This is a genomic window from Pseudomonas sp. lyk4-R2A-8 (assembly GCF_030209095.1).
GTDB classification, from domain to species: domain Bacteria; phylum Pseudomonadota; class Gammaproteobacteria; order Pseudomonadales; family Pseudomonadaceae; genus Aquipseudomonas; species Aquipseudomonas quebecensis.
Window position 1 is genome coordinate 288,097 of record NZ_JARVSS010000004.1, and the last position, 20,132, is coordinate 308,228.

The 20,132-nt window shown below is 61.3% G+C and carries 18 protein-coding genes; 12 read left to right on the forward strand and 6 right to left on the reverse strand.

The window, feature by feature from the left end; translation table 11 throughout:
* Positions 1 to 89: 89 nt before the first annotated feature.
* From QRN10_RS05700 to hrpA, 4 genes are all read right to left on the reverse strand, one after another.
* Positions 90 to 335 (reverse strand): anti-sigma factor family protein, encoded by a 246-nt coding sequence (locus QRN10_RS05700; RefSeq protein WP_181076033.1) that lies wholly within the window; start codon positions 333 to 335, stop codon positions 90 to 92.
* Positions 329 to 943: an RNA polymerase sigma factor gene (locus tag QRN10_RS05705; protein WP_181076035.1), complete on the reverse strand. Its 615-nt coding sequence runs from the start codon at positions 941 to 943 to the stop codon at positions 329 to 331. The genes QRN10_RS05700 and QRN10_RS05705 overlap by 7 nt, the downstream gene beginning before the upstream one ends.
* A gap of 17 nt (positions 944 to 960) precedes the next feature.
* Positions 961 to 2,082: a beta-ketoacyl-ACP synthase III gene (locus tag QRN10_RS05710; RefSeq protein WP_181076037.1), complete on the reverse strand. Its 1,122-nt coding sequence runs from the start codon at positions 2,080 to 2,082 to the stop codon at positions 961 to 963.
* A gap of 263 nt (positions 2,083 to 2,345) precedes the next feature.
* Positions 2,346 to 6,257 carry an ATP-dependent RNA helicase HrpA gene (gene hrpA / locus QRN10_RS05715; protein ID WP_266246308.1) on the reverse strand — a complete coding sequence of 1,304 codons (3,912 nt, stop codon included), beginning with the start codon at positions 6,255 to 6,257 and terminating at the stop codon, positions 2,346 to 2,348.
* Between hrpA and QRN10_RS05720 the strand changes: the two genes are divergently transcribed.
* Positions 6,207 to 6,953: a hypothetical protein gene (locus QRN10_RS05720; RefSeq protein ID WP_285427986.1), complete on the forward strand. Its 747-nt coding sequence runs from the start codon at positions 6,207 to 6,209 to the stop codon at positions 6,951 to 6,953. The two genes, hrpA and QRN10_RS05720, sit on opposite strands and share 51 nt — an antisense overlap.
* A 91-nt stretch (positions 6,954 to 7,044) precedes the next feature.
* Here QRN10_RS05720 and aceK read toward each other — a convergent pair whose 3' ends face one another.
* Positions 7,045 to 8,766 (reverse strand): bifunctional isocitrate dehydrogenase kinase/phosphatase, encoded by a 1,722-nt coding sequence (gene aceK, locus QRN10_RS05725; protein ID WP_285427987.1) that lies wholly within the window; start codon positions 8,764 to 8,766, stop codon positions 7,045 to 7,047.
* A gap of 204 nt (positions 8,767 to 8,970) precedes the next feature.
* Between aceK and QRN10_RS05730 the strand changes: the two genes are divergently transcribed.
* From QRN10_RS05730 to QRN10_RS05740, 3 genes are all read left to right on the forward strand, one after another.
* A complete protein-coding gene (locus QRN10_RS05730) occupies positions 8,971 to 9,867 on the forward strand; it encodes a DMT family transporter (RefSeq protein WP_285427988.1) in 897 nt (298 codons plus the stop codon).
* A 67-nt stretch (positions 9,868 to 9,934) separates the two neighbouring features.
* Complete coding sequence (locus QRN10_RS05735; RefSeq protein WP_253508859.1) at positions 9,935 to 10,726, forward strand: CPBP family intramembrane glutamic endopeptidase; 792 nt, start codon at positions 9,935 to 9,937, stop codon at positions 10,724 to 10,726.
* A gap of 73 nt (positions 10,727 to 10,799) precedes the next feature.
* Positions 10,800 to 12,365: a methyl-accepting chemotaxis protein gene (locus tag QRN10_RS05740; RefSeq protein ID WP_181076047.1), complete on the forward strand. Its 1,566-nt coding sequence runs from the start codon at positions 10,800 to 10,802 to the stop codon at positions 12,363 to 12,365.
* 80 nt (positions 12,366 to 12,445) lie between these two features.
* On the opposite strand, the gene QRN10_RS05745 is transcribed toward QRN10_RS05740, so the two are convergent.
* Positions 12,446 to 13,138: an alpha/beta family hydrolase gene (locus QRN10_RS05745; RefSeq protein ID WP_285427989.1), complete on the reverse strand. Its 693-nt coding sequence runs from the start codon at positions 13,136 to 13,138 to the stop codon at positions 12,446 to 12,448.
* A 78-nt stretch (positions 13,139 to 13,216) separates the two neighbouring features.
* Between QRN10_RS05745 and ccoN (QRN10_RS05750) the strand changes: the two genes are divergently transcribed.
* From ccoN (QRN10_RS05750) to ccoP (QRN10_RS05785), 8 genes are all read left to right on the forward strand, one after another.
* The gene (ccoN, locus tag QRN10_RS05750) at positions 13,217 to 14,641 is read left to right on the forward strand and encodes a cytochrome-c oxidase, cbb3-type subunit I (protein ID WP_181076051.1); all 1,425 of its coding nucleotides are present in this window, start codon (positions 13,217 to 13,219) and stop codon (positions 14,639 to 14,641) included.
* A gap of 10 nt (positions 14,642 to 14,651) precedes the next feature.
* Entirely contained in the window at positions 14,652 to 15,260 is a 609-nt protein-coding gene (gene ccoO, locus QRN10_RS05755; RefSeq protein WP_181076053.1) for a cytochrome-c oxidase, cbb3-type subunit II, read from the forward strand.
* A gap of 3 nt (positions 15,261 to 15,263) precedes the next feature.
* The gene (locus tag QRN10_RS05760; RefSeq protein ID WP_003175459.1) at positions 15,264 to 15,470 is read left to right on the forward strand and encodes a cbb3-type cytochrome oxidase subunit 3; all 207 of its coding nucleotides are present in this window, start codon (positions 15,264 to 15,266) and stop codon (positions 15,468 to 15,470) included.
* The gene (ccoP, locus tag QRN10_RS05765) at positions 15,467 to 16,414 is read left to right on the forward strand and encodes a cytochrome-c oxidase, cbb3-type subunit III (RefSeq protein ID WP_285427990.1); all 948 of its coding nucleotides are present in this window, start codon (positions 15,467 to 15,469) and stop codon (positions 16,412 to 16,414) included. Before QRN10_RS05760 ends, ccoP (QRN10_RS05765) begins: the two co-directional genes overlap by 4 nt.
* Positions 16,415 to 16,784: 370 nt before the next feature.
* The gene (ccoN, locus tag QRN10_RS05770) at positions 16,785 to 18,227 is read left to right on the forward strand and encodes a cytochrome-c oxidase, cbb3-type subunit I (protein WP_181076057.1); all 1,443 of its coding nucleotides are present in this window, start codon (positions 16,785 to 16,787) and stop codon (positions 18,225 to 18,227) included.
* The gene (gene ccoO, locus QRN10_RS05775; protein ID WP_181076059.1) at positions 18,227 to 18,835 is read left to right on the forward strand and encodes a cytochrome-c oxidase, cbb3-type subunit II; all 609 of its coding nucleotides are present in this window, start codon (positions 18,227 to 18,229) and stop codon (positions 18,833 to 18,835) included. Before ccoN (QRN10_RS05770) ends, ccoO (QRN10_RS05775) begins: the two co-directional genes overlap by 1 nt.
* A gap of 6 nt (positions 18,836 to 18,841) precedes the next feature.
* A complete protein-coding gene (locus QRN10_RS05780) occupies positions 18,842 to 19,027 on the forward strand; it encodes a CcoQ/FixQ family Cbb3-type cytochrome c oxidase assembly chaperone (RefSeq protein ID WP_016775513.1) in 186 nt (61 codons plus the stop codon).
* Entirely contained in the window at positions 19,024 to 19,986 is a 963-nt protein-coding gene (gene ccoP / locus QRN10_RS05785) for a cytochrome-c oxidase, cbb3-type subunit III (RefSeq protein ID WP_181076061.1), read from the forward strand. Before QRN10_RS05780 ends, ccoP (QRN10_RS05785) begins: the two co-directional genes overlap by 4 nt.
* The last annotated feature ends 146 nt before the right edge of the window (positions 19,987 to 20,132 follow it).

Genomic DNA, 20,132 nt, shown 5'->3' on the forward strand with positions numbered 1-20,132 from the left:
TTGGGGCAGGAAGGCCTGAGGTGGTTGTCACAGTCTGGCGTGGGCGGGGCGATCCCCATCATCCGTTCGGCTCACCCACGCGAGCCTGGTTATTTCCCGTCTTTCTGGTCTTTGCGCCGCTCGTCAGCGAGCCGCTGCGCCAAGGCATCCACATCCGTGACCGGCGCATCAGGCATGATTTTCAAGGTCGCCTGCATCAGGCGCATCTGCCGGATAAAGCGACGGCAGTTCGGGCAGAACATCAAATGATGACGCACCAGCAGGCGCTCGCGAAAGGTTAATTGCCCATCGAGATAGTCACTGGAACGCGCCACTTGTTCTTTACAGGTCAGCATTCGCCGGTTTCCTCAAAATGCTCCACCGTGGCGAAGACTTTAAGCCGTGCCCGATGCAACAGCACTCGCACATTGGAGAGCGAGAGGGACAGCAAATTACAGATCTCCTCCAATGCCAGGCCCTGACGCTCGCGCAACACCAGCACGCTGCTTTGCAGCTCGGACAAACTGAGCAACGTATGTTCCAGGCAGTCGCGCAGTTCGTCCTCCGTGAGTAAAGCCTCCGGCGTGTCCTGGTGCCAGGCGTAGGGGGCGACGGCCCAGTGACCGTCATCGGGGCTGAAACGGTCATCGCCGATGGTGCCATGGGGCGAGGGCAAATCGTCGAGCAGCACTTCCCGACGATTCTGCTTGTAGCGGCCCTTGGCGGCGTTGGCCGTAATGGTCAGCAACCAGGTCTTTAAGCTGGAGCGCCCTTCGAACTTGCCGAGGTTGCGCACCACCGCCAGCCAGGCGTCCTGCACGATTTCATCGGCGTGGCGCTGGCCGACGATGGCATACGCCACCGCCCGCATCGCACTTTGATAGGTGCTGACCAGCTCCTTATAGGCACGCTGCTCGCCCTTGAGCAGGCGCTCAAGCAGGTGAGCGTCGTCCGCGGCTGCCATAGATGACCTCGGTGTTATCAACGTTTGCGCAGAATGACACTGCCGATCGAATAACCCGCGCCAAACGAGCTGAGCACCGCGACGGAGCCCTTGGGCAAATCGTCCTGGTAGGTGTGAAAGGCAATCACGGAACCGGCCGAACTGGTGTTGGCATAGGTGTCGAGAATCACCGGCGCCTCTTCCACGGAGGCTTCACGGCCCAACAGTTTCTTCACGATCAGGTGGTTCATGCTCAGATTAGCCTGATGCAGCCAGAAGCGCTTCACATCCGCCACATTCAGTTGGTTTTCTTCCAGATGTACACCAATCAGCTCAGCGACCATCGGGCATACATCGCGGAACACCTTGCGACCTTCCTGCACGAACAGTTTGTCCGGCGCGCCGATGCCTTCCGGCGCCGCGCGATTGAGGAAGCCGAAGTTGTTGCGGATGTTATTGGAAAACTTGGTCAGCAATTTAGTGCTCACCACCTCGAACTGATGCTCGGACGTGGCCAGGTCGGCGCGCTCCAGGATCACCGCCGTGGCTGCATCACCGAAGATGAAGTGGCTGTCGCGGTCACGAAAGTTCAGGTGGCCGGTGCACACTTCCGGGTTGACCATCAGGATCGCCCGCGCCTGCCCCAGCTGGATGCTGTTGGCGGCGTTCTGGATGCCGAACGTGGCGGAGGAACAGGCTACGTTCATATCGAAACCGAAGCCCGCAATACCCAGGGCTTCCTGGACTTCGATGGCGATGGCCGGGTAAGCGCGCTGCAGGTTGGAGCAGGCGACGATCACGCCGTCGATGTCGGCGGCGGTCTTGCCGGCGCGCTGCAGAGCCTGTTCGGCGGCGCCAACGGCCATCTGACAGAGCACCGACCACTCGTCGTTGCTGCGCTCCGGGAGGCTTGGGGCCATGCGCTGAGGATCGAGAATGCCGTCCTTGTCCATCACGAAGCGGCTCTTGATACCCGATGCTTTTTCGATAAAGGCCGCGCTGGATTCGGTCAGCGCCTGCACATCACCGCGCTCGATGGCCTCGGCGTTGTCGCGATTGAACTGATGCACGTAGGTATTGAAAGACTGCACCAGCTCTTCGTTGGAGATGCTGTTGGCCGGGGTGTACAGGCCAGTGCCGCTGATGACGACGTTATGCACGGTCGTTCCTCTAAATCTGTCAGGCAGAAGATATTGGTACCGTCGTACCAAACTGTAAGTAGTCCGATTCCGCACTGCGGACACCAAACTGGCATCGCTTTATTCCATCGCGTCGCAGACTTTTGCGACGATCCCGGCATTTATAGCGGCGAAGTTTGCCACAAACCCAGGGATTTGGCGTCATCTGCCAGATGGTTTCACCATGAGAGGGGACACGCACCCTCTCATATATTGGTCTGCCTGCCTGGATAACGAGAAAGAGATCAGGCCTCGACCAGGCTCCACTGCTTGCTCAATCGCTTGTCGGAAATCGGCACCTTGGTTCCAAGCTGCTGGGCAAACAGTGACACGCGGTATTCCTCCAGCCACCAGCGGTACAGCTCAAGTTGCGGGTCGCGCTTGCCTTCCTGGGTGTGTTTGTTCAGGCGGTTCTGGTACTGCATCCACAGGCCGCTGAGTTCGCCGCTCCACACCCGGTCTTTCTGTACCTGGCTGGGCAGCTTCTCCAGGCGCAGCTCGATGGCCTTGAGGTAGCGCGGCAGTTCCTTGAACCATTGCGCCGGGGTTTCGCGCACGAAGCCTGGGTACACCAGGTTGCTCAATTGCTGCTTGATGTCATTCAAGGCCACCGCCTGGGCCAGGTCGATCTTGCCTTTGAAGCGCTTTTGCAGGCCATGCCAGAGCTTCAGCACCTCAAGGGTCAGGCGCGCCAGGCGCTCGGCGTGCTCGGTCCAGCCGCCGCGCTTGCGGTCGGCCAGCGCTGCCAGGCCGGCACCGTCACGCGGCAGGCTGGTTTCGCCTTCCAACACACAGGTGTCGAGGCTGGCCAGCAGGATGTCCTCGACCAGCGCGTCGACACGCCCCAGTTCACGGTACATCAGGCCCAACTCGGTAAGACCGGGCAATTTGCCGCGCAGGAATTTGGCCGGTTCCGCCAGTTGCTGCATCAGCAGGCGCTGCAACGCCCGACGGTGCTGGAATTCAGCCTCGGCGGCGGTCGAGAAGCGCCCTTCCTTGACCGTGCCATTCTCTTCCACCAGGGCCGGGTACACCGTCATCGACAGCCCGGCGATGTTTTGCTGGGTCTTCTCGGCCACCGCCGCAAACACCTTGGCCTCCACGGGTTGCTGGCTCTTCGCGGTCTGCGGCACGGCCAACGCGGCCTGGCTGGCTTCGGCGAAGCGTGCGGTCAGTTCGGCCAGGTCACGGCCCTCGCCTAGGAACTTGCCCTGACCGTCGACCACTTCCAGGTTCATCTTCAGGTGACTCTCCACCTGCTGCGCCGCCTCGGCCCAGGCTTCGTCGCTGACCCGAGCACCGGTCATGCGCAGCAGTTCGCGCCCCAGTGCCTGGGGCAATGAGCCCTGGCCGAATTCGATGCGCTGCAGCGCAGCCTTGACGAAGTCCGGCACTGGCACAAAGTTCTTGCGCAGGGCCTTGGGCAGGTTGCGCACCAGCGCGATGCACTTGGCTTCGATCATCCCGGGCACCAGCCACTCCAGGCGTTCGGCGGGCAACGCCGGCAACAGCGGCGCCGGCACGCGCAGGGTCACGCCGTCGCGCGGATGATTGGGTTCAAAGTGGTAACTCAAAGCCAGCGCCAGATCGCCCAGGTGCAGGGTGTCGGGATAATGCGCGGCGGTGACTTCACTGGCCTCGCGGGCCAGCACGTCCTCTTCGCGCATGATCAGCAATTGCGGGTCTTTCTGGCTGTTGATTCTGTACCAGCTGTCAAAGGTCGCAGTCTGGTGGATCTCCGCCGGCAAGCGCGCATCGTAGAAGGCGTACAGGGTTTCTTCGTCGGCCAGGATATCGCGGCGGCGGGCCTTGGCTTCCAGTTCGTCGAGCTGTTCCAGCAAGCGCTGGTTGGCGCTGAGGCACTTGGCGCGCGACTGAATCTCACCGCGCACCAGGCCTTCGCGGATAAACAATTGCCGAGAGACGACCGGGTCGACCGGCCCGTAATGCACCGGCCGGCGGCCGACCACAATCAGCCCGAACAGGGTGATCTGCTCAAACGCCACCACTTGGCCGCGCTTCTTCTCCCAATGCGGCTCGAAGTGGTTTTTCTTGATCAGGTGCCCGGCCAGCGGCTCGATCCAGTCGGCGTCGATCTTGGCCACCATGCGTGCATACAGCTTGGTGGTTTCCACCAATTCGGCGGTCATCAGCCACTGCGGGCGCTTTTTGCCGATGCCCGAGGACGGGTGAATCCAGAAGCGTCGCTGACGCGCGCCCAGGTAATCGCCGTCCTCGGTTTTCTGGCCGATCTGGCTGAGCAGGCCGGACAGCACGGCCTTGTGCAGTTTGGGGTAGTCCGCCGGTTCTTTATTAAGGCTCAGCTGCATGTCGCGGCAAATCAGACTCAACTGGCGATGAGAATCGCGCCATTCGCGCAGGCGCAGGTAGTTGAGGAAGTTCTTGCGACACCAGTTACGCAGCGGGCTGGCTGTCAGCTCCTGGCGCTGCTCTTCAAAACCGCGCCACAGATTCACCAATCCGGCGAAGTCCGAGTCCGGATCCTTCCACTGCGCGTGGGCCTGGTCGGCGGCCTGCTGGCGCTCCGGCGGCCGCTCGCGCGGGTCCTGGATCGACATGGCGCTGGCCACGATCAGCACTTCCTGCAGGCTGCCAAGCTTGGCCGCTTCCAGCAACATACGCCCCATGCGCGGGTCCACCGGCAGGCGCGCCAATTGCCGGCCGAGCGGCGTGAGCTGGCTGTTGCGGTCCACCGCCGACAATTCCTGCAGCAGGTTGAAACCGTCGCTGATGGCCTTGCCGTCCGGCGGTTCGATAAATGGGAAGTCGGTGATTTCGCCCAGGCGCAGGTGCAGCATCTGCAGGATCACGGCGGCGAGGTTGGTACGCAGGATCTCCGGGTCGGTAAATTCCGGGCGACCGATAAAGTCCTCTTCGCTGTACAACCGCACACAGATACCCGGCTCGACCCGGCCGCAGCGACCTTTACGCTGGTTGGCGCTGGCCTGGGAAATCGCCTCGATCGGCAGGCGCTGCACCTTGGCGCGGTAGCTATAGCGGCTGATGCGCGCGGTGCCGCTGTCGATCACGTAGCGAATGCCCGGTACGGTCAGCGAAGTTTCCGCGACGTTGGTCGCCAGCACCACGCGCCGACCTGGATGTGACTGGAAAATCCGCTGCTGTTCGGCGGGCGACAGACGCGCGTACAGCGGCAGGATCTCGGTGTGCTTGAGCTGGGCCTTGCGCAGCATATCGGCGGCGTCGCGAATTTCGCGCTCGCCCGGCAGGAACACCAGGACATCGCCGGGGCTGCGGCGCTCGCTGCGCTCATAGGCGGCGATTTCATCGAGGGTGGCGAGGATCGCCTGGTCCACGGTCAGGTCATCCTCGACGCGGTTGCCCTCCTCGTCCTGCTCCAGCGTCAGCGGGCGGTACCAGGTCTCCACCGGAAACGTGCGGCCCGACACTTCGACAATCGGCGCATCGTCGAAGTGCTTGGAGAAGCGCTCCAGATCGATAGTCGCCGAGGTGATGATGACTTTCAGGTCCGGGCGGCGCGGCAGCAGGGTCTTGAGGTAGCCGAGCAGGAAGTCGATGTTCAGGCTGCGTTCGTGGGCTTCGTCGACGATGATCGTGTCATAGCGTTCCAGGTAGCGGTCGTTCTGGGTTTCCGCCAGCAGGATGCCGTCGGTCATCAGTTTGATCAGCGTGTTGGCGTCGCTCTGGTCTTCGAAACGCACCTGGTAACCGACCAGCGCGCCCAGGGGCGTGGCCAGTTCTTCGGCAACGCGGCTGGCCACGCTGCGCGCAGCGATCCGGCGAGGCTGGGTGTGGCCGATCAAACCGTACTGGCCGCGACCGATCTCCAGGCAGATCTTCGGCAACTGGGTGGTCTTACCCGAACCGGTTTCGCCGGCGATGATCAGCACTTGATGCGCTTGCAGCGCGGCCTTGATCTCATCGCGCTTGGCGGCAATCGGCAGGCTGTCGTCATAGCGGATCAGCGGCAGGCTGGCGCGCCGCGCTGTCACCTGGGCACAGGATGCCTGCATGCGCGCGACCCACTGCGCCAACTTTTCCTCGTCGGGTTTCTTGCGCAACTCAAGCAGTTGCCGACGCAAGCGGTGACGGTCGGCGAGCATGGCGTGATCGAGGTTTTTGAGCAGTTGGTCGATAGTGGGCGCTTGTTCAGTCATCAGGGCGGCAAGGGTCTTTTGGGTGAGGCAGGTGAGACCTGCGCAGCGTCGGTCGATGGAATGCGGGCGATTGTCGCAGATTTTGAGACGTCAGGAGATGTTGCATCACATTGCAATCCCTCGTGCCTGACCTGGCAGCGATTTTTACTACAGCTCCTTGTATTACTTTCGCACTACCCAAAAGCGGAAGTCCGATTTGATGGGTGGAATACGCAGGTTTCAATAGATTGCCGGGTATATCTGAATATCAAAACACTATCACTGAAAACGGAGCTTATTATGCCAATAGACCGTATGTCTTCCTCCCGCGACGGCGGCTATGGACACTCATTTGCGGTAAAGCACCAACGTACACCCGACAGCATGCCGCAAGGCGCATCGGCAGCCTCTTCCGGCTCGTGGAAGACAATTGAAACCTTAAAAAGTCTTCCCACCGACTTTCCCGCGACCAACTTCGATCGAAGCTCCGTTGATAGACCTATAGGTTTACTACAGAGAAAAATTGAACTGCAGGACAAGGGGCTTCCAACCAAAAATATTGACAACGCTTACAAGGAGTCGATGAACCAGCTCTATCAGGCAACTTCTAAAAGCCAGAGCACTTCGTCCAACGAAACCGACAGAAATCGTTTGAGCAACTGGAGTGACAAGCTGCTGGAAACTAACAAAAACACGCCCTTTCTGGCCAAAAAGTAAACTCGCCTCCTACTACCCTCAACTACTGGCAATTTTATAATTGCCGGTAGTTTGGGATAGCGCGCTCCAGAATTTGCTTAACGACCGTTGCTCAAGATATTTCTCCCCACCTGCGCCGGTACGGAAACACATCGATCACCTTGCCCGCGCGAATCGCCTCCTGCAGGCCTTTCCAGTAATCGGCGTTGTACAACTCGCCATGCAATTCATCGAACAGCTTGCGCTGGCCGGCGTCGGCAAACAGGAACGGCGGGAATTCTTCCGGGAACACATCCAGCGGACCGATGGAATACCAGGGTTCGCTGGCCATTTCGTCTTCGGGGGTGCGCGGCGCGGGTATGTGACGAAAGTTGGCCTCGGTGAGAAAGCAGATTTCGTCATAGTCGTAGAACACCACACGGCCATGGCGGGTGACACCGAAGTTCTTGAGCAGCATGTCGCCGGGGAAGATGTTCGCGGCCGCCAACTGCTTGATGGCCAGGCCGTAGTCTTCCAGGGCTTCGCGCACCTGGGCATCGTTCGCGTTTTCCAGGTAAAGATTAAGCGGGGTCATGCGCCGTTCGGTCCAGCAGTGGCGGATCAGCACGGTGTCGCCCTCCACTTCGACGGTGTCGGTGGCGACCTCCAGCAGTTCGGCCAGACAGTCGGGGTCGAATTTGCTCAACGGAAAGCGAAAATCGGCGAACTCCTGGGTATCGGCCATGCGCCCGACGCGGTCGACGCTTTTTACCAGCCGATACTTCTCAATTACCGTGGCGCGGTTGACGTTCTTGGACGGCGAGAAACGGTCCTTGATAATTTTGAACACCGTATTGAAGCCCGGCAGGGTAAACACGCTCATGACCATGCCGCGCACGCCTGGGGCCATGATGAACTGATCGTCGGTGCTCGCCAGGTGGTTGATCAATGCGCGGTAGAACTCCGACTTGCCATGCTTGTAGAACCCGATCGAGGTGTACAGCTCGGCGATGTGCTTGCCGGGCAGGATGCGCTTTAAAAAACCGACGAACTCCGCCGGCACCGGCACATCCACCATGAAGTAGGAGCGGGTGAACGAGAAGATGATCGACACCTCGGCCTCGTCGGTGATCAATGCGTCGATGCGGATGCCCTGGCCTTCACGGTGCAGCAGCGGGATCACCAACGGCCATTGCTCGTCGCGGGTATAGATGCGCCCCACCAGGTAAGCCCCTTTATTGCGGTAGAGCACCGAGGAAAACAGCTCGACTTTGAGGTCCGGGTCTTTGCACACCCAATCCGGCAGGTTTTCCCGCAGTTGGGCTTCGAGCCGGCGCAAGTCGGCCGCCAGGTCGGCGTAGGGCTCGCTGAACCGGAAGTCCTCAACGATCTGCCCGAGCATCTCGCCAATCTGCCCGGCCGGCGCGTAGACGCGGGTTTGCGCCGCTCGTGCGCGCCGCAGGCTGGGCCGGGTGGTGTGGATAAACATGCAGCCGTCGCTGATCAGGTCATGGCTGAACAGGCCGCAGAAGATCGAGTTGTACCAGGTCTCGGACAACTCATCGTCGAAGCGCAGATCGATCAGGCCGATATAGGCGCTTTTCACCAGGGGCCACAGGTCGATGTCCAGCAGATCGCCGGCATCGAACGCGGCGCGCAGACGCGCGGTGACTTCACCGACCTTTTCTTCATACAGATTGATACGCGCCGCCGATGCCGCCTGGCCCAGCTGCCACTGGGCTTTTTCGAACCGCTCGCGGGCACCGTCGGTGATCCGCCGAAAATGTTCGCGGTAATCGTCGAAGCCTTCGAGGATCGTACGGGCGATGGCGAGGGCGGGCGTGGGTTGCGACATGCGGGAAACCTCGAACGGGCATCTGGAAGCCCTTGAGCTTAGCCAGTGCGCGAACCCAGGAGAAGAAGGTTTTTTGCGGCGCGGGTCCGCCCCATGCAAACCCTGCATCCGCCATGGAGCGGCTTTACCTCGCCCTGCACTCAGGGATTGTGTCAGGCAGGCCTCTGGGCAACACTCGCCGGCTTATTGGCGTAGGAGTTTTCCGTGAGACCTGTCGACACCCTGTACCTGCTGGGGCTGGCCGCTATCTGGGGCGCGAGCTTTCTGTTCATGCGCATCATCGCGCCGGAAATCGGTACGCTGCCGACTGCATTTTTTCGCGTGTCGATCGCCGCCGCCGGGCTGCTGGTGATGTTGGCCGCGATGCGCGTGAAATGGGATTTCCACGGCAAATTCTGGACTGTCCTGCTGCTGGGGGTGATCAATTCCGGGATCCCCGCGACGATGTACTCGGTGGCCGCCCAAGTCCTGCCGGCCGGCTATTCAGCGATTTTCAACGCCACTACGCCGCTGATGGGCGTATTGATTGGCGGCCTGTTTTTCAGCGAACGCCTGACATTCTCGAAAATCGCCGGTGTGTGCCTGGGCCTGATGGGCGTGGCCGTGCTCACCCGCGCCGGGCCGATGGCATTCGACCTGTCCTTGCTGATGGGCGCCCTCGCCTGCCTGCTGGCCACCACTTGCTACGGTTTTGCCGGTTTCCTGGCACGCCGCTGGCTGGATCAACGCGGCGGCCTGGACAGCCGCCTCGCCGCCCTGGGCAGCATGCTCGGCGCTAGCTTGTTTCTGTTACCCCTTTTCGCCGTCAGCGCGGTGTATCAGCCTCCGGCCAGTTGGGGTGGCTGGCGGGTCTGGGTATCGTTGCTGGGCTTAGGGTTGGTGTGTACGGCGTTGGCCTACGTGCTGTACTTCCGCTTGCTGACGGCCATCGGTCCAGTGCGTTCGATGACCACCACGTTCCTGATCCCACCGTTCGGGGTGCTGTGGGGCGCGTTATTACTGGATGAACCCCTGTCGATGGCCCACCTGTATGGCGGGGTGTTGATTGCGGGCGCGTTGTGGCTGGTGCTGCGCGTGGGGAGCCGGGCCAAGACCTTGTAGCCAGGTTTCATGAGGGTTGCAGGGATGCTCGCTATAATGCCGCCCGTTTTTTTTCAAGGATCTTCCCATGCTGACATTGCCCTGGCTGTACCTGGCACTGCTTTCCATCGGTTATGTAACAGCCCTGGCTTACGGCCAACTCGGCGCGCTGGCGGTGGTGTCAGTCGCCCTGTTGTGGGTCGCCGGCTATGCCGTGCGCCGGCAACGCGCACCCTGGGCGCGCTACGTGGGCCATGGTTTGTTTATCGTAGTGGCGCTGGGCCTGGCGATGCACTGGCTGCCCGGTTTCTACAATGGTCGCGGGATCGACCCGCAGCGCTTCACCCCCGATGCGGTGCCGTTCTCGATGTACTTGAACCAGGACAAACCCCTCATCGGCTTCTGGCTGCTGCTGGCCTGCCCCTGGATCGTGGCCCGGCGTGCGTTGCGCCTGTCGATCTGCGTCACCGCCCTGGCCTTGACCCTTACCGCCATCGCGGCCCTGGGCGGCGCGGCCCTGCTCGGCGTCATCAGTTGGGCACCGAAATGGCCGGACCAGGCCTGGCTGTGGGTGCTCAATAACCTGCTGCTGGTCACGCTGGTGGAAGAAGCGCTGTTCCGTGGCTACATTCAAGGCGGCTTGAGTCAACGGTTCCAGCACCTGCCCTACGGCGACAACCTCGCACTGCTGCTGGCATCGCTGTTGTTCGGCCTGGTGCATGTGGGCGCGGGGTGGCACTGGGTACTGCTGGCGAGCATCGCCGGGGTCGGCTACGGCCTGGCTTACCGGTTTGGCGGCCTGGGCGCGGCAATTGCCACGCATTTTGGCTTGAACCTGCTTCACTTCGGGTTGTTTACGTATCCGATGCTGGCCGGCTGATTGTTGCAAAAATAAGTTAAATAAACCTCCGTGCCGGTCGATACCCCCTGAAAGCCTTGCGGATTGAACAATCATGCGTAATAACCAACCCGTTACCCAGCGCGAACGTACCTTCCCCGCTCAGCAACGGTTGATCTCCACCACGGATGCCAAGGGCGTGATCACTTACTGTAACGACGCGTTTGTCGAAATCAGTGGGTTCAGCCGTGAAGAACTGCTGCGTGCCCCGCATAACCTGGTGCGTCACCCGGATGTCCCGGCGGCTGTATTCGCGCACATGTGGTCGACGCTCAAACAAGGCTTGCCATGGATGGGCATTGTCAAGAATCGCTGCAAGACCGGTGATCACTACTGGGTTAACGCCTATGTAACGCCGGTCTTCGATGGCAACCAGGTGATCGGCTACGAATCGGTGCGGGTCAAACCCACCGCCGAGCAGATCCGCCGGGCCGAAGCGCTCTATCAACGCATCAACCAGGGCAAGTCGGCGATCCCACGGCGCGACAAATGGCTGCCGGTGCTGCAGGACTGGCTGCCGTTTATCCTGGTAAGCCAGTTGAGCTTTATGATCGGTGCGTGGCTCAATTCCCATTGGGGCTTCGCCCTGGCCGCCGCACTGTCGGTGCCGTTGGGCCTGTTGGGGCTGAGCTGGCAACAGCGTGGCCTCAAACGCCTGCTGCGCCTGGCCGAGCAGACCACCTCCGACCCGTTGATCGCGCAGATGTACACCGACAGCCGTGGCGCCCAGGCGCGCCTGGAGATGTCGATCCTCAGCCAGGAGGCACGCTTGAGGACATGTCTGACGCGCTTGCAGGACACTGCCGAGCATCTCAACGACCAGGCGGCGCAATCCAACACCCTGGCGCACAACAGCTCCAGCAGCCTGGAACGCCAGCGTGTGGAAACCGAGCAGGTTGCCACCGCCGTCAACCAGATGGCCGCGACCACCCAGGAAGTCGCCAGCCATGTGCAACGTACTGCCGATGCCACGCAGGAAGCCAACCGCCTCACCGGTCGTGGCCGCGATATCGCCGGGGAAACCCGCGAGGCGATTCAGCGCTTGTCCACCGCCGTGGGCGAAACCGGCGTGACCGTGACCCAACTGGCCAAGGACAGCGACGAGATCGGTGGTGTGGTCGACGTGATCAAAGGCATTGCCGACCAGACCAACCTGCTGGCCCTGAACGCGGCCATCGAAGCGGCGCGCGCCGGGGAAATGGGTCGCGGCTTCGCGGTGGTGGCCGATGAGGTGCGTCAGCTGGCGCAACGCACCACCGAGTCCACCGGACAAATCCATGCGTTGATCGCCAAGCTGCAACAAACCGCCAGCGCGGCCGTGCAGACCATGGACGCCGGGCATCGCCAGGCCGAAGAAGGCGTGGCGCGGGTGATGGAAGCGGATCAGGCGCTGGTGGGTATCAGCGAGGCGGTGGCGCACATCACCGACATGACCAGCCAGATCGCCGCCGCGACCGAGGAGCAAAGCTCGGTGGCCGAAGAGATCAGCCGCAATATCAGCACGATTGCGCTGCTGGCCGATCAAACCTCGGAACAGGCACTGAACTCGGCGCAACTGAGTGAGGAGCTGACTCATACAGCTAACAGCCAGTATTCCTTGGTCGAGCGTTTCAACCGATAGACCGCTATCGGGGTGTAGAACCCTCCTGCATTTTGATTGTGAGTACATCAAGTGTGGGAGGGGGCTGCCCCCGATAAGCCTTAACAGGCACCGAGAAACCTGCCCACCTGCACCGCCGCAGCCTCCAGATGCTGCTCATGACTGAACCCGGAAGCCTTCAATGGCTTCAAGTCATGATCCCCCGCCACCAGCCACATCACCTCGATGCTCGGCGATAACGCATAACTCTCTACCGCGGCCCGATTGCCCAAGGCATCGCGCTCACCCTGCACGATCAACGTCGGCGTCTTCAGCTCGGCCAAATGTTCGACCCGGGGTTTCTGCGGTTTGCCTACCGCGTAGAACGGGTACCCCAGGCACACCAGTGCGTCGGCGCCCAGCTCGTCGGCCAACAGGCTGGCCATGCGCCCGCCCATGGACTTGCCGCCAACAGCCACGGCCCCAGCGACATGACGTCGCACCTCGGTGTACACCTCGCGCCAGGCCTGCAGCAATGTCGGCGCTGGGTTTGGCGGGCGTTTTCCACCGTCGATGCGACGCTGGGCCATATACGGAAATTCGAAGCGCAACACGCTCACGCCATGCCCGGCGAGGCGTGCAGCCATGTCGTTCATGAAGGGTGAGTCCATCGGAGCGCCGGCGCCGTGGGCCAGGATCAGCGTCACCGGCCGCCCCGCCGCCGTGTTCGAGGCGACATCCCAGAGCCAGCCGCGTTCTCGCACACACTGCGCCCATTGATCCCCGTCAATACTGGCCTTGTGCTCTTTGCCCATGCTTGCCTCGCTATTCAGTCTGCCTATAACTCCAGCCCAAGTGCCGCTCTGCTTGGGTTGAACCGTGGATGGGGAACCATGAACACTACTTTAAGTACCGCCTATAACTACAAGGTGGTCCGCCAATTCGCCATTATGACGGTGGTGTGGGGCATCGTCGGCATGGGGCTCGGGGTTTTTCTCGCTGCCCAATTGGTCTGGCCTGCGCTCAACTTCGACTTGCCCTGGACCAGCTTCGGCCGCCTGCGCCCGCTGCATACCAACGCGGTGATCTTCGCGTTCGGTGGCTGTGCGCTGTTCGCCAGCTCCTTCTACTCCGTGCAGCGTACCTGCCAGACCCAGCTGTTCGCGCCGAAAATCGCTGCGTTCTGCTTCTGGGGCTGGCAACTGGTGATTCTGCTGGCCGCGATCAGCTTGCCGCTGGGCTACACCAGTTCCAAGGAATACGCCGAGCTGGAATGGCCGATCGACATTCTGATCACCATCGTCTGGGTGGCTTACGCCATCGTGTTCTTCGGCACGGTGATGAAGCGCAACACCAAGCACATCTACGTCGGCAACTGGTTCTTCGGTGCGTTCATCATCACCGTGGCGATCCTGCATATCGTCAACAACCTGGAAATCCCGGTCAGCCTGACCAAGTCCTATTCACTGTACGGTGGTGCGACGGATGCCATGGTGCAATGGTGGTATGGGCACAACGCAGTAGGCTTTTTCCTCACCGCCGGTTTCCTCGGCATGATGTATTACTTTGTGCCCAAGCAAGCCGAGCGTCCGGTGTATTCCTATCGCCTGTCGATCGTGCACTTCTGGGCACTGATCACCCTGTATATCTGGGCCGGTCCGCACCACCTGCACTACACCGCGCTGCCGGACTGGGCACAGTCCCTGGGCATGGTGATGTCCCTGGTCCTGCTGGCGCCAAGCTGGGGCGGCATGATCAACGGCATGATGACCCTCTCGGGCGCCTGGCATAAGTTGCGCAGCGACCCGATCCTGCGCTTTTTGGTGGTGTCCCTGGCGTTCTACGGCATGTCGACCTTCGAAGGGCCGATGATGGCAATCAAGACCGTCAACTCGCTCTCCCACTACACCGACTGGACCATCGGCCACGTACACGCCGGCGCCCTCGGCTGGGTGGCGATGATCTCCATCGGCGCGCTGTACCACATGATCCCGAAAGTCTTCGGTCGCGAGCAGATGTACAGCCTTGGCCTGATCAACGCGCACTTCTGGCTGGCCACCATCGGCACCGTGCTCTACATCGCCTCGATGTGGGTCAACGGCATCGCCCAGGGCCTGATGTGGCGTGCGATCAACGACGATGGCACCTTGACCTACTCCTTCGTCGAAACCCTGGTGGCCAGCCACCCAGGCTTCATCGTGCGGCTGGTGGGCGGTGCGGTATTCCTCAGCGGCATGTTGCTGATGGCTTACAACACTTGGCGCACCGTGCGTTCGGCACAGCCTGCCGAAGTTGCCACCGCCGCGCAGATGGCCTGAGGAGTCGATGATGAAACACGAAACGATTGAAAAAAACGTCGGCCTGCTGATGCTGCTGATGGTGCTTGCCGTAAGCATCGGCGGCCTGACCCAGATCGTCCCGCTGTTCTTCCAGGACGTGACCAACAAGCCGGTCGAAGGCATGAAGCCCTACACCGCGCTGCAGCTGGAAGGCCGCGACATCTACATCCGCGAAGGCTGCGTGCAGTGCCACTCGCAGATGATCCGCCCGTTCCGCGCCGAGACCGAACGCTACGGCCACTACTCGGTGGCCGGTGAAAGCGTGTGGGACCACCCGTTCCTGTGGGGCTCCAAGCGCACCGGGCCGGACCTGGCACGCGTCGGCGCGCGCTACTCGGACGACTGGCACCGTGCGCACTTGTACAACCCGCGCAACGTGGTGCCTGAGTCGAAAATGCCGGCCTACCCGTGGCTTGTCACGGCCCAGGTCGACAGCAGCCACACCGAGACCAAGTTGAACGTAATGCGCACCCTCGGCGTGCCATACACCGACGACGACATCAAGGGTGCCGTGGCCAGCCTCAAGGGCAAGACCGAGATGGACGCACTGGTGTCGTACCTGCAAGTGCTCGGCACTGCCATCAAGAGCAAGAGGTGAGCCATGGGATTTGAATTCGATGCGGGCACCATCCGCGGCCTTGGCACGCTGGTCGTCGCCATCGCTTTTATCGGCCTGTCGCTGTGGGTGTTCAACAATCGGCGCAATGCGGAGTTCGAGCAGGCGCGCCTGCTGCCGTTCGCCGATGAGCCCACCGCCACCCCATCCGACGCTCAAGAAGAGCCTGCAATAAGGAGCACTCGGCCATGACCCTGTTCTGGAGTACATGGATCTGCGTACTGACCCTCGGCAGCCTGATCGGGCTGACCTGGCTGCTGATCGGCACCCGCAAGGGCGAGACCAAGGGCAGTGTCGACCAGACCATGGGCCACGCCTTCGATGGCATCGAGGAATACGACAACCCGCTGCCCCAGTGGTGGTTCATGCTGTTCGCCGGCACCCTGGTGTTCGCGGTCGGCTACCTGATCCTCTACCCGGGCCTGGGCAATTGGAAAGGCGTGCTGCCGGGCTATCAAGACGGCTGGACCTCGGCCAAGGAGTGGGAGAAGGAGATGGCCAAGGCCGACACCAGGTTCGGGCCGATCTTCGCCAAATTCGCAGCGATGCCCGTGGAAGAAGTGGCCAAAGACCCACAGGCGCTGAAAATGGGCGGCCGCCTGTTCGCCTCCAACTGCGCGGTGTGCCATGGCTCGGACGCCAAGGGCGCGTATGGCTTCCCGAACCTGGCCGACAACCTGTGGCGCTGGGGCGGTTCGGCCGAGGCGATCAAGGCCACCATCATGAATGGCCGCCACGCAGCAATGCCGGCCTGGGGTGAAGTGCTGGGCGAGGACGGGGTGAAAAACGTCGCGGCCTATGTGCGTCATGACCTGGCTAAGTTGCCGCTGCCGGCCGACAGCGCCGCCGATCTGGCCGCCGGCCAGGCCACCTTCAATACCACCTGCGTCGCCTGTCACGGCCCGCAAGGCCACGGTGTGGAAGCCATGGGCGCGCCCAACCTGACCGAGCCCGGCGGCTTTATCTACGGCACCAGCCTGGCGCAACTGCAGCAGACTATCCGTCACGGCCGCCAAGGCCAGATGCCCGCGCAGGAAACCCTGCAGGGCAACGACAAGGTGCATTTGCTGGCGGCTTACGTGTACAGCCTGTCCCACAACGCTGATGGCGCAAAGCCAGAAAGCCAGGCGCAATAAGCGCTGACGGCCGCCCCTCCCGGGGCGGCCCTTTTTTTACCGGCGGCGGTTCCTGACCGAGCCGCGTGACCAAGTGTCGCACCCCTCTCAGGCAAACCTTTCCCCTCCTCCCATTCGGGTCTACGCTTGCTTGCACAGTGGACCGATCCTGGTGTGCGCGACGAGCAGCGTTGCGACCCGCAAATTTTCCTGTCCACTCGATCAGCTTTCGATTTCGGATTTTGTCCTTACGCTAAACATGGAAAGGGCGCAGAATCTGGCGTGGAACGCATTGATACAGGTCAGCCATTGCGTTGCAATGACCCCTCGCTTTCTACATACTTGCGGCCGATTTTTACCTATAAAAAAACCTAAACCGTGGAACCTTAGAATGAGCACAGCAATCAGTCCGACTGCTTATAACTATAAGGTAGTCCGCCAGTTCGCCATCATGACGGTGGTCTGGGGGATCCTTGGCATGGGGCTCGGGGTGTTCATCGCCTCGCAACTGGTCTGGCCGGAATTGAATTTCGACCTGCCCTGGACGACCTTCGGTCGCCTGCGCCCGCTGCACACCAACCTGGTGATCTTCGCCTTCGGCGGATGTGCATTGTTTGCCACCTCCTACTATGTCGTGCAGCGAACCTGCCAGACGCGACTGATCTCCGATAGCCTCGCCGCCTTCACCTTCTGGGGTTGGCAAGCGGTCATCATCGGCGCCATCGTCACCTTGCCGCTGGGTTACACCACCACCAAGGAATACGCCGAGCTGGAATGGCCGATCGCGATTTTGCTCGCCATCGTCTGGGTGACCTACGCAGTGGTGTTCTTCGGCACCATCGTCAAGCGCAAGACCAAGCATATCTATGTGGGCAACTGGTTCTACGGTGCCTTCATCCTGGTGACGGCGATGCTGCATATCGTCAACCACGCCTCGTTGCCGGTCAGCCTGTTCAAGTCCTACTCGGCCTACGCCGGTGCAACGGACGCGATGATCCAGTGGTGGTACGGCCACAATGCCGTAGGTTTCTTCCTGACCACCGGGTTCCTGGGGATGATGTACTACTTCGTGCCGAAACAGGCCGAACGCCCCATCTACTCCTATCGCCTGTCCATCGTGCACTTCTGGGCGCTGATCACCCTGTACATCTGGGCCGGCCCTCACCATCTGCACTACACCGCGCTGCCGGACTGGGCGCAGTCCCTGGGCATGGCCATGTCGATCATCCTGCTGGCGCCAAGCTGGGGCGGCATGATCAACGGCATGATGACCCTCTCGGGCGCCTGGCATAAGTTGCGCACCGATCCGATCCTGCGCTTTTTGGTGGTGTCGCTGGCGTTCTACGGCATGTCGACCTTCGAAGGGCCGATGATGGCGATCAAGACTGTCAACTCGCTCTCCCACTACACCGACTGGACCATCGGCCACGTACACGCCGGCGCCCTCGGCTGGGTGGCGATGATCTCCATCGGCGCGCTGTACCACATGATCCCCAAACTGTTCGGCCGCGTGCAGATGCACAGCGTCGGGCTGATCAATACGCACTTCTGGCTCGCCACCATCGGCACGGTGCTTTACATCGCTTCGATGTGGGTCAACGGCATCACCCAGGGCTTGATGTGGCGTGCGATCAACGATGACGGCACCCTCACCTACTCCTTCGTCGAAGCGCTGCAAGCCAGCCATCCGGGTTACATCGTCCGTGCCCTGGGCGGCGCGTTCTTCGCTACCGGCATGCTGTTCATGGCCTATAACGTCTGGCGCACCGTGCGTGCCTCCGACCCGGCCGAAGCCGAAGCCGCCGCCAAGATCGCCGTTGTGGGAGCCCACTGATGAAGCATGAAGTCGTCGAGAAGAATATCGGCCTGCTGGCCTTCTTCATGGTCATCGCCGTGAGTATCGGTGGGTTGACCCAAATCGTTCCGCTGTTCTTCCAGGACGTGACCAACAAACCGGTCGAAGGCATGAAGCCGCGCACCGCCCTCGAACTGGAAGGCCGCGACGTCTATATCGCCAACGGCTGCGTGGGCTGCCACTCGCAGATGATCCGCCCGTTCCGCGCCGAAACCGAACGCTACGGCCACTACTCGGTGGCCGGTGAAAGCGTGTGGGACCATCCGTTCCTGTGGGGTTCCAAGCGCACCGGCCCGGACCTGGCCCGTGTCGGCGGGCGTTACTCCGATGACTGGCACCGTGCGCACTTGTACAACCCGCGCAACGTAGTGCCTGAGTCGAAAATGCCGGCGTACCCGTTCCTCGTGGAAAACAAGCTCGACGGCAAGGACACCGCGAAGAAGATGGAAGTCCTGCGCACCCTGGGCGTGCCCTACACCGACGAAGACATCGCCGGTGCAGCCGCTGCGGTGAAGGGCAAGACCGAAATGGACGCATTGGTGGCCTACCTGCAGGGCTTGGGCACCATCATCAAAAGCAAACGGTGATTCTTCATGGATATCGGGATGATTCGTGGCCTGGGCACCGTTGTGGTGATGGTGGCCTTTATCGGCCTGGCGCTGTGGGTGTTCAGCCCCAAGCGCAAGTCGGAGTTTGACGACGCAACCATGCTGCCCTTTGCGGATGACCCCGAAGCCATCAAGCACGTCGAGCAAGCTTCTAGGAGTAACAAAGAATGACTACGTTCTGGAGTCTGTACGTCACAGTCCTCAGTCTGGGTACCATCTTCGCCCTGACCTGGCTGCTGCTGTCGACCCGCAAGGGCCAGCGCGCCGAGCAAACCGACGAAACCGTCGGCCACTCGTTCGATGGCATCGAGGAGTACGACAACCCGCTGCCTAAGTGGTGGTTCATGCTGTTCGTCGGCACCATCGTCTTTGCCCTCGGTTACCTGGTGCTTTACCCGGGCCTGGGCAACTGGAAAGGCCTGCTGCCGGGCTACAACTACCTGGACAACGACAAGCAAACCCCTTTCGCCAACGGCCAGACCGGCTGGACCGGCGTACACGAATGGGAAAAGGAAATGGCCAGGTCGGATGCCAAGTTCGGGCCGATCTTCGCCAAATTCGCGTCGATGCCGATTGAAGAAGTCGCCAAAGACCCGCAAGCACTGAAAATGGGCGGCCGCCTGTTTGCCTCCAACTGCTCGGTGTGCCACGGCTCCGACGCCAAAGGCGCCTATGGCTTCCCCAACCTGACCGACGCGGACTGGCGCTGGGGCGGCGAACCCAACACCATCAAGGAAACCATCCTCAAAGGCCGCCACGCGGTGATGCCAGGCTGGGCCGAAGTGATCGGCGAACAAGGCGTGGCCGATGTGGCCGGCTTTGTGGTGACCAAACTCGACGGTCGTAAATTGCCTGAAGGCGCCAAGGCCGACGTGGCCAACGGTGAAAAACTCTTCGCCGCCAACTGCGTGGCCTGCCACGGCCCTGCCGGCAAAGGCACCCCCGCCATGGGCGCGCCCGACCTGACTCATCCCGGCGCGTTCATCTACGGTTCGAGCTTCGCTCAGTTGCAGCAAACCATCCGCTACGGCCGCCAGGGCCAGATGCCTGCGCAGGAGCAACTGCAGGGCAACGACAAGGTGCACTTGCTCGCGGCGTATGTTTACAGCTTGTCACAGAAGCAGGATTAGAACTCAAGCCGCAAGCGACACGAGAAAAGCCCCGTACAGCGAACGCTGGCGGGGCTTTTCTCGTTCAAGATGCAGCGATAACTCAAACGACGCTCTACCCCTTGTGGCTTGCCGCTTGAAGCTTGCCACCGGAGAGTAGTAACGTA

Excerpts from the sequence above, each read along its gene's own strand:
- QRN10_RS05700 (WP_181076033.1), bottom strand. The coding sequence starts at position 335 with ATGCTGACCTGTAAAGAACAAGTGGCGCGTTCCAGTGACTATCTCGAT.
- QRN10_RS05705 (WP_181076035.1), bottom strand. The coding sequence starts at position 943 with ATGGCAGCCGCGGACGACGCTCACCTGCTTGAGCGCCTGCTCAAGGGC.
- hrpA (WP_266246308.1), bottom strand. The coding sequence starts at position 6,257 with ATGACTGAACAAGCGCCCACTATCGACCAACTGCTCAAAAACCTCGAT.
- aceK (WP_285427987.1), bottom strand. The coding sequence starts at position 8,766 with ATGTCGCAACCCACGCCCGCCCTCGCCATCGCCCGTACGATCCTCGAA.
- QRN10_RS05735 (WP_253508859.1), top strand. The coding sequence starts at position 9,935 with ATGCTGACATTGCCCTGGCTGTACCTGGCACTGCTTTCCATCGGTTAT.
- QRN10_RS05740 (WP_181076047.1), top strand. The coding sequence starts at position 10,800 with ATGCGTAATAACCAACCCGTTACCCAGCGCGAACGTACCTTCCCCGCT.
- QRN10_RS05745 (WP_285427989.1), bottom strand. The coding sequence starts at position 13,138 with ATGGGCAAAGAGCACAAGGCCAGTATTGACGGGGATCAATGGGCGCAG.
- ccoN (WP_181076051.1), top strand. The coding sequence starts at position 13,217 with ATGAACACTACTTTAAGTACCGCCTATAACTACAAGGTGGTCCGCCAA.
- ccoO (WP_181076053.1), top strand. The coding sequence starts at position 14,652 with ATGAAACACGAAACGATTGAAAAAAACGTCGGCCTGCTGATGCTGCTG.
- QRN10_RS05760 (WP_003175459.1), top strand. The coding sequence starts at position 15,264 with ATGGGATTTGAATTCGATGCGGGCACCATCCGCGGCCTTGGCACGCTG.
- ccoP (WP_285427990.1), top strand. The coding sequence starts at position 15,467 with ATGACCCTGTTCTGGAGTACATGGATCTGCGTACTGACCCTCGGCAGC.
- ccoN (WP_181076057.1), top strand. The coding sequence starts at position 16,785 with ATGAGCACAGCAATCAGTCCGACTGCTTATAACTATAAGGTAGTCCGC.
- ccoO (WP_181076059.1), top strand. The coding sequence starts at position 18,227 with ATGAAGCATGAAGTCGTCGAGAAGAATATCGGCCTGCTGGCCTTCTTC.
- QRN10_RS05780 (WP_016775513.1), top strand. The coding sequence starts at position 18,842 with ATGGATATCGGGATGATTCGTGGCCTGGGCACCGTTGTGGTGATGGTG.
- ccoP (WP_181076061.1), top strand. The coding sequence starts at position 19,024 with ATGACTACGTTCTGGAGTCTGTACGTCACAGTCCTCAGTCTGGGTACC.